Genomic DNA, 8,515 nt, shown 5'->3' on the forward strand with positions numbered 1-8,515 from the left:
GAATTCATGACACCATGAACTCTTTTCGAACTGTCCACCGTAAGGGGGTAGATTGGCAGCTTATTGCTGCCCTATACTATGTTCACGAAAACAACATGGAATACACACCGTAAAGGAACACGGCTGCTTCGGCCCTCGTTGCAAGGCCCCGCGGGTTCATGCGATCATGGCTGCCTACGATCAGCTGTTTTTGAACGAGTGCTGATACAGCCTGCAGCGCATAATCTGCAATGTCGTCTTGATCTTTGAAACGATCCAGCACTGATTCATCCGGCACACCCAGTTCGTATCCGCTCACTTCAAGCGCTCTCGCTGTCAATACGATCATATCCTGCCTAGTGATTTCCGCCCTAGGATGGAACAGTGCATTCTCATCGCCGTATGAAATCCCCAGCTTCTTCGCAATGCCTACTGCTTCATAATAGTAATCCGTCGGACGAATATCCGCGAAACTGTGATCTGCCTGCGCTTTCAATCCAAGTGCTTTGACGAGCAGAATGAGGAAGTCCGCACGAGAGATTTGGGCCTCTGGACTAAATGTCCCGCTCAGCTCCGACGTCCCTTGAATAATGCCTTTGGATGCAAGCACCTCGATTTCGTGCTTCGCCCATCCATGTGCGCTTAAATCACCGAACGTTTTATGAATGTAAGAAACAGCGAATTTGCTGAAGTGATCTGTTGTGAATACCATCCTGCTGTCATCCGGTACATAACGTCCGTTCGTGATCGGCGTTCGATTCCCTTCCTCATCAATATACTGAATGACGAGGAACTCATCATTCGCTTCTTCGATTTCAGACGGTTCATACGGCAGCGATACCGTGACAGGCGCATTTGCATTACGCCACTCTAGTCTCTCCCCGTTCAGCTCAATGTAGAGTTCAATAGCTTTGCGGTCCTCTGCCTCTTCCGCCGCCGCATCGTTCATGATCAGCTCCATTATGTCGTCAACCTGAAGCTCCAGATGACCCAGCATGTTCGAAGGAAGAACAATTTCTCCTAAGCTGCTGACGAGGATCACTTCGTGATCGGCGGATGAACGTACGGCACTTACCGGCAGCTGAATGCTGATTCGCTCCGCTTCTTCCGTAATCTCGATCCTCACCCGCTTCTTGCCATCTTCACGCTCAGCTGCTTGTTCCAAGGCATTTTGGAGTACGTCCTCATCCAGCTTCACTTCATGCTGCTGGGCTTCATCATTCCATGCGCCCTTCGTTTGAATCACTGTACTTCCATCTTCTCTGACCGAAATTTCCGGTTTTGCAGGACTTGGTATGGTCGGGAAGTAAATCCCTCCTGGCGAGCTCGGACTTCCGGGCTCTTCCGTATCTGGCCCACCAGGCTGCTCTGGATCTGGATTACCCGGTTCCTCCGGATCCGGCCCACCAGGTTGTTCCGGTTCTTCCAGCTCTGGCTTGTTCGTATAGGAGACAAGCGGCGCGTTCAGTTCCCCATGAAGCACCGTCTCCCGAATATCTTCGCCCAGATAGAATCCGATATGCGGCGGCTGGTTGTACGCCGTGTTCTGCCAAGCGATGCCCATCCGATAGACGGTATCATGCATCAGCGTATACAGCCTGTAATCCGTAGGAATCGTCGTACTATAGACGCGCAGCTCCGAGCTGTCCGTCGTCCCCAGCAGCACTTCCTCTCGCCAATCTCCGAGAATATCCGCTTGCAGGGCCGGCGTCGCCTTCGTTCCGTTATTGCTCACGACTCCTTCGAATTCTCTAACCATGTCCGCTTTTCCCGTGCTTTCGTTGTACTTTGAGATCGTAGTTTGATCCAAAAGCTCTTGAAGCAGGTCACCGTCCCAATACAGTGCGAAATTCACAGGCAGAGACGCACTTCGAAAGCTGTCTGCTACGACATGACCCTGTACATTATAGATCGCTCCACCCGTTTCCGGCTGGTCGCCGCCGGTTCCCCAAAACTCATAGCCTGGATGTGAAGTAATATTGGCCGCCAATCCGCGTCCCGTATCCTTAGAAGCGTAGAATGACATCAACGTCTCTCCTGTAGCACCATCGTGATATTCCAGTGAAGCGACTGCGGGCACCTCATGAACTCCAAAGACATGAAGTCCCTCACGATCCGGATCGAAAGCGCCGACATGGAGCGCATCGCCATGCGAGCCTTGCTCACGGCCCATTTCTCCATCCATCATATATAAAATCGTTCCATCCTGATCCAGCGTCAATGAACCCGCAACGATCTCATCGAAGCCGTCATTATCTACGTCTCCGGTAGCCAAGCTGTGATAGCCTAAGCCGCCGCCTCTGCCTTCTTCAGCTGAGTCAAATGTCCACTCCTGAACCAGCTTTCCATCTACAAGGCTGTATGCGGCGAAGGTCGTTCGCTCATAATAGCCTCTGCCATAAATAGCGCTAGGCTTCTCCCCGTCCAGATAAGCAAGCCCCGCGAGAAAACGGTCGGAGCGGTTATGCCACGTATCTCCCCAAGAAGCTACATCTCCGAGCGCGAAGACATAATCGATCGTATCGATCACTTCTCCGGTCTCCCCGTTAAATACGGAAATATACTCGGGTCCGCCGTATACGTGGCCGCTGTCATTCACCCATTTTCCGTCATCATCCGGATTGCCAATGACACTCATCACCTTGCTGCTGTCAAAGACCCCGTCTGTTGTGCCGTATACCGTCGTTGCATCCGCGGTTTTAATAAGGAATTCGCTCTTTCCGTCCCCATCCAAATCCGCGACAATGAATTGGTTGTAGTGAGCGCCGGACGTCAGGTTCAGCCCCATATTCATCCGCCACAGCAGCGTGCCGTCCAGCTTATACGCGTCAAAGATCGTTGGGCCTGTCATCCCTGACTGGGAGCTGTCGATCGCATTGGAGGGATACCATTTCACGATCACCTCGTACTCACCGTCACCATCCAGATCGCCAACGCTGCTGTCATTGATACTGTAAGTGTATTCTCCGGTTGCGGTCGTCCCGTCCTCCGGCTTCTGCATCGGAATAGAAAGGTAATCGTCCTCAAGCGCACTCACATCGTATGTGTCCATCGCCTTCCCGTTCTGCAGCGTCTCGATCGTGTAAGTATCTCCGGAGCTGCCATCAGCATCTAAGAAATTCGTGATATGGAGCGGTTCGACATTCAATTTTTGACTGTTGCGATACAGATTGAAGGTGATGTCCTGATCATATTCATCCGCCAGCAAGCGCCAACTGATGAATATGCCATCCTCCGCTTTGAGGGCAATCGCGCCTCTGTCCAACCATTCCGTCTGTCTTGCCGTCTGCGGCGGAGACAAACGATGATATACATAGATCGTCGCGGTTTTCCCGAGGGTGTTAACAGCGCCGTCCGTATCTGCAAGCGTACCTTTGAACTCGTATACCCCTTGTTCCGCAGCATTCCAAGGCTTGCCGACAGATACCCATTCCGCCACCGGAATCATCGCCTTGCTGTTATCCGCCAAGGTCACAGCGACGTTCTCTGGCAAACCAATCGAATCGATCGCCTGTGAAGCTTCACCCACATAAACCCTATGGTACGGCAGCTGATCTACCGTAACGATCGTATCACCTGAAATTGGCTCTTGGTAAATACCCAAATTATCCAGATACGTCGTCCACGTAATGTTATTGCCGGATGTACGGAGACCGACCAGCTTGATGGATCCGACAGAACCATCGAAGGCGACGCCCCCCATTGTGGACGTGTAACTTTCGGTCTGACCCGTCTGAGGATCCGTGATTTTCAGCTGTGCTTCATTTTGCCCCAAATCCAAATTCACCTCGACCGAATACCATGTATTCATGTCTACGAATCCGGTATTTACGGCCGTTTCAGCTTTACCGCCAACATAATATCGCAGCGGTGCATTCCGCGTATTATTTAAGGTGAAAATCACATGGTTGGAGCTGTCTAGAATCGTCAGCTCTCCTCCGTTCTCATTCGGATGCGAGCCCTTGTCATTCAGTTCTCCCGGATACCAGTCGAACTTAAGCAGAATCTGAAGTCCCTTGACCGCAGGATCCAAGATTTTCGTGGCTACGCGCCCTCCGCTTTGGTTCACCTGGCTGTACTGCAGCTTCGGAGTAAGGTTGCCTTCCAGCTCATCCGTATGAATCGAAAGCGTCGAATTGGCTGTAGTAAAGCCCCAATTTACCGGGACGACAGCCACCATATCACCGAAATCGGTGTAATGCACCGTCTCATATCCTGGAATGACCGGCGCTTTCCCCGCATCTACGATCTCAACCTGGGAGAAGGCTTGAATGTCTAATTCATTCGAAACGTTAGGGATTCCTTCAATATTTAAAATCCCTGTAAAGGTGTACGTTCCGAGCGCAGTCGAATCAAAATCGGCGCTGTCCCAGCTGACGCCCACGCCTTGGACGATCGCATCATTTTCCACCTTCACATCGACCGTGCTTGGGAATAGTGCGATCACTTCTTCTTTGGTCACGTTCAGAGGAAGCTGAATATGTGTACGATAATCTGTTACGATCGAAACTATATTTTTGTCCCCCTGCGCAGGAGCTGGTTCACTGGAAACATAGACGGATACATTGTCTAGTCCCGTCGTGAAATTCAAGGATTGGCCGCTCGCCCGATTGCCGCCTATGGCGATCTCGGCAATGCGGTTCACGTAGTTCAATGCACTGAAGTCGATTCCAGCCGCTTCGAAACGGTTAGCGGGATTTTCCTTATCCTGCATCGTTACAGAAACCGTCTCGGCGTTGAAATCGAATAAAATGTTCGTGGTCAGCCAAGTGCCGCCGTAGGTAACCCCTGTAACCGTCTGCGTCTGAGACAGGTCGATTCCAGTTGTCCCAATGCCATACCGGATTTGCCCTTGCGGTCCGCCTTCCTTCACAAACCGAAAGATCGGAGTGCCGCTCGTATCTCTGAATACAATCTCACTGGAATTGGCCGCGGTTGACACCTCTTCCGGTTTCCAATCGAAGGTGAACAACACCTCCGCAGCATTCGTTGGTTCGTCCAGCGCCTTAACGATGGAACGATTACCGCTTCCAGATCCGCTCGCAGAGAGGTAGGAGTTGCCACCCGCTTCTTCAATCACATCAGCACTAGCTCCTCCGCCGGGAACAAATCCCCAAACGTCTTCATTCTCGAAATCTGTGCTGTCATACAAGATCTTGCCCTCAGAACTTATGCCTTCAGCTCCAGCAAAAGGCACAGACGAGAATAAGAGAATCAGGGCTAAGGAAACAGCACACCACTGCCTTATTCTTCTGCTCTTCACCAATTTCACATCACTCCCTCAATTCATTAGGTATTTCATTATGTACCTCTGAGGTGTCTGTGTAAGCGATTGCAGAGATGATCTACTTTATCCTACACGGGTTCATACCTGCGCGTCTATTCCACTCTTTTGCAACAAAAAAAAGCCTTGTGCACCAAGACTTTTCTCGTTTCACTGTACTTTTTTTGCGCTGCTTCTCTTTTTTTAAATCGGCGCTGACTATAGAACAACGATGTCATTTTACTTCATTTAAATATTGAAGTGTTCCTTGACCCAGCTCCCCCAGCCTCCACAACGCCACCTTGTCAATTCCCTCTTCCTTTAAGGTTTCGATCCACATCTCGAACGTCTCTGCATCTGCATACCAGACGGTATAGCGGTTGCCCGCATCATCGGTATAATCGAAATAAACTGCACCGCTGGCAGGATCTCTTTGCTGGTTCGCTTGGTACTGCTTTGCAAGCTTCTCCCCTTCCAGCTCTGTCACTGCCGTCACCTTGCCTTCCTCCGTCCATGAGAAGCCTCCGGTCGACAGCGCCACATGGATACCGCCTGGGATGTCCTTCACTCTCTGGGCCAGCTTTTTCAGAAATTCCCGATCCGCCTTCGGTCCAGGTCCGCTGTGGTAACCGTACAGGTTATAAGCCATCACGACGTAAGCCGGGCCATCAGGAAGCGTGAAGGACAATTCCTCTAGAGGCGCACTCGGTTCAAACAAAATCCGCAGCTTCTTTCCGTCTGCCTTCAACGCTTGATACAGCTCTGTATAAAAAGCCGTCATGTTCTCCCAATCCGTATCGCCAACCCGTTCATAATCGATTTCAATCCCATCGAAGCCATAGGTGAGCGCAGCATCCACCAAATCCTGAACATGCTGGCGCCTGCTTTGCTCCGTGGCGACCAAGCGGGTCACCAAATCGGTGTCCTTTTGTACGGCTGTACCATCTGCGCGCCATATGTCATTCACGACCGTTAAGTAAACGTCCAGTTCGGGTGATTTCCGTGCACGTTCGAGCAATTCAGGGAGCTCTTCCTTCAGTTCGGGAGTAAAATGAAGCGCATCCCGGTCATTAAAATAGAGCGCGAACAAATGAAGGCCGGATAAGCGATCGGATAGCGCAGTGAAATCATGTATTCCCATATCCAGCTGCCAATCCACCACCCATGCGGATAAAGAAACAGAAGCTTCGGTTGCAGAGGGATCTGAAGATTCAAATGTATAACTGCTCTGTTTCATTTCGCAGGCCAATATGAAGCTAAGCGCTGCAGCGCCCAGCAGCCCCGCCAACCATCTCTGTCTTGTTCTCATGCTTGTCGTCCTCTCCCTGCCGCCCTGCGCTTAGAAAGCATCAATGGCCCAATTCACCAACGAATCCAGCTTCTCTTCTATGTTATTTCTTAATGAAGGAATTCCTGTCAGCCTATTGCTGTACAAGGTCTCCTCCACTTCACCTTGGTCTCCTACCGCTTCCAAAGTCATGCGATCAAAAATCGCGTCATAAATATCATCTTTCAAATTCATCTCGCTGTATTCAGCCTGCAGCGCTACGCCGCCGCTCAGCAGGCTGCCATCTATCGCATGCTGATCCAACCGTTTCTCGTCGTCCACGATAACCGTTAACCGGTCGTCCTGTACGGTGATTTCCAGCTTCCGCGTTTGCTGAATGTTGATCGGATATTCGCCTTCGTCATCATATTCGATTTCGGATCCGGCTGCCGTCTGTTCCCGCGTGTAGACTGAAGCTTTGTCGAAGGCGAGATCTTCCGAGCTCCAATGAACCTCCCCTAGCCGCTGATCATAGATCGTTTCCGGCTGCTCCTGCTGTGCACTCTTCTGCTCCACGATCAGCCGATTATCATGAATGCGTATGCGCACATATGCATCCTGCTTACGGTCATACCTGACATAGAATGACTGCTGCCCCACGACATTGCCGGCAAGCTCTGCCGTCAACCGGATATCCGCCTTATCGTCGCCGCTTTGCTTGAGAATCATCATTCCCGCCTGGCCTGGAGGAGACGTAAGGATGATCCGTTCACCCTTAAACTGCACGGCACCGCTGACCAGCTCCCATTGCTGCGCCTGATCCTCGTCTCCCGCTATAAACTCAGCCTTCTGGCCGGTATCCTTCTGTATTTTCATGAGAAGATGATTCGTAGACCAGTACGGGGCTACCTGTAACCGCGTCAGATTATAGAGACTTTCGTCTCCCGTATTATAAGAGGTGCCTTCGCGATTAAAGTGCATCTGAAACAGCCGCTCGATATTGCGCACATTCGCTTCTTCCACCAGTCGATTCATCCCTCCGTAGAGGGCGTTCGCATGCATGATCATATAGGTGCGGGGCACTTCGCCGAGCGCATCGATGTAATCTTTCTCTAAGAGCTCGTAATCACGGTCGATCCGCTCAGACATCTCCGTTCGATCTTCTACCGGGATCATATTCTCATCACGAATAAAATCCATCAAATAATGGTTGTAATAAGCGATTTTCTCGATATCCTGTTCCTTCTTCATTTCACTGTCATCCATAACATCCATGAAACGGCCTTCAGCATCAAATAAATTAATGTAGGAAAGGCGGTAACCGTTCGTCCCCCATTCCCAATATCCGGTCTTCTGCATTTTCTTCAAGTCCTTGGGACGCAGAAACTTGCGTTCATGATTCTCCATCTTTTCCGCATAAGTCATCATGGTGGCTTTATACGATAGATCCTCCAAGATCGGCTCCGCGTATAAGGCCGAATCGTTTCGTCCGTCCTCGAACGCCAAGAACAGCGCCTTCTCCGGCAGCGGCGTGCCCTCCTGGTAATAATTCAAAATGTCCTGCTGAGAAATCGTGACATAACCTTGATCAGACAGCGTCTGAAGATGCTCTTCCAGCAGTTCCTTGTCCACCAGCTTGGCGCCGCCCGTACGGTTTACTCCGAAATAACTGAGTGCGATGAATCCATCTCTGCTCTGCCATGTCGAACGATCCGGCTCCACGTAAGCCTGTGTATGATAGATCGAGCTGTAGATCCACCATCCTGCCCACAACAGAACGAAAACCTGCAGAACGGTTCTTGTCGCTTTCCAGCGGTTTTTCTGACGTACATTTAGCGGTTTACTCTTCATACCTTTTCACACTTCACTTTTTTTCTTTTATTTAGGGCTTGCTGAACGATTAAAAAATCCAGTAACAGCAAGGGTTTGAGGCATTCTTTGTCGAATTCATATGCAAGGAAATCGTTGAAATACGATGAAAAACCGTGCACATGGAGGATGACGAT

3 protein-coding genes are annotated in these 8,515 nt (G+C 50.6%); all 3 read right to left on the reverse strand.

From position 1 onward, the window contains the following. Positions 1-82: 82 nt before the first annotated feature. The gene (locus ACFPXP_RS15630) at positions 83-5,251 is read right to left on the reverse strand and encodes a rhamnogalacturonan lyase family protein (RefSeq protein ID WP_379895257.1); all 5,169 of its coding nucleotides are present in this window, start codon (positions 5,249-5,251) and stop codon (positions 83-85) included. Between the two features lie 226 nt (positions 5,252-5,477). After that, positions 5,478-6,551, reverse strand: a complete 1,074-nt coding sequence (locus ACFPXP_RS15635; protein WP_379895258.1) for a glycosyl hydrolase family 18 protein — start codon at positions 6,549-6,551, stop codon at positions 5,478-5,480. 30 nt (positions 6,552-6,581) lie between these two features. Next, a complete protein-coding gene (locus ACFPXP_RS15640; RefSeq protein ID WP_379895259.1) occupies positions 6,582-8,360 on the reverse strand; it encodes a polysaccharide deacetylase family protein in 1,779 nt (592 codons plus the stop codon). Between the last annotated feature and the right edge of the window lie 155 nt (positions 8,361-8,515).

It is taken from the genome of Marinicrinis lubricantis (assembly GCF_042658665.1).
Taxonomy (GTDB): Bacteria; Bacillota; Bacilli; order Paenibacillales; family KCTC-33676; genus Marinicrinis; species Marinicrinis lubricantis.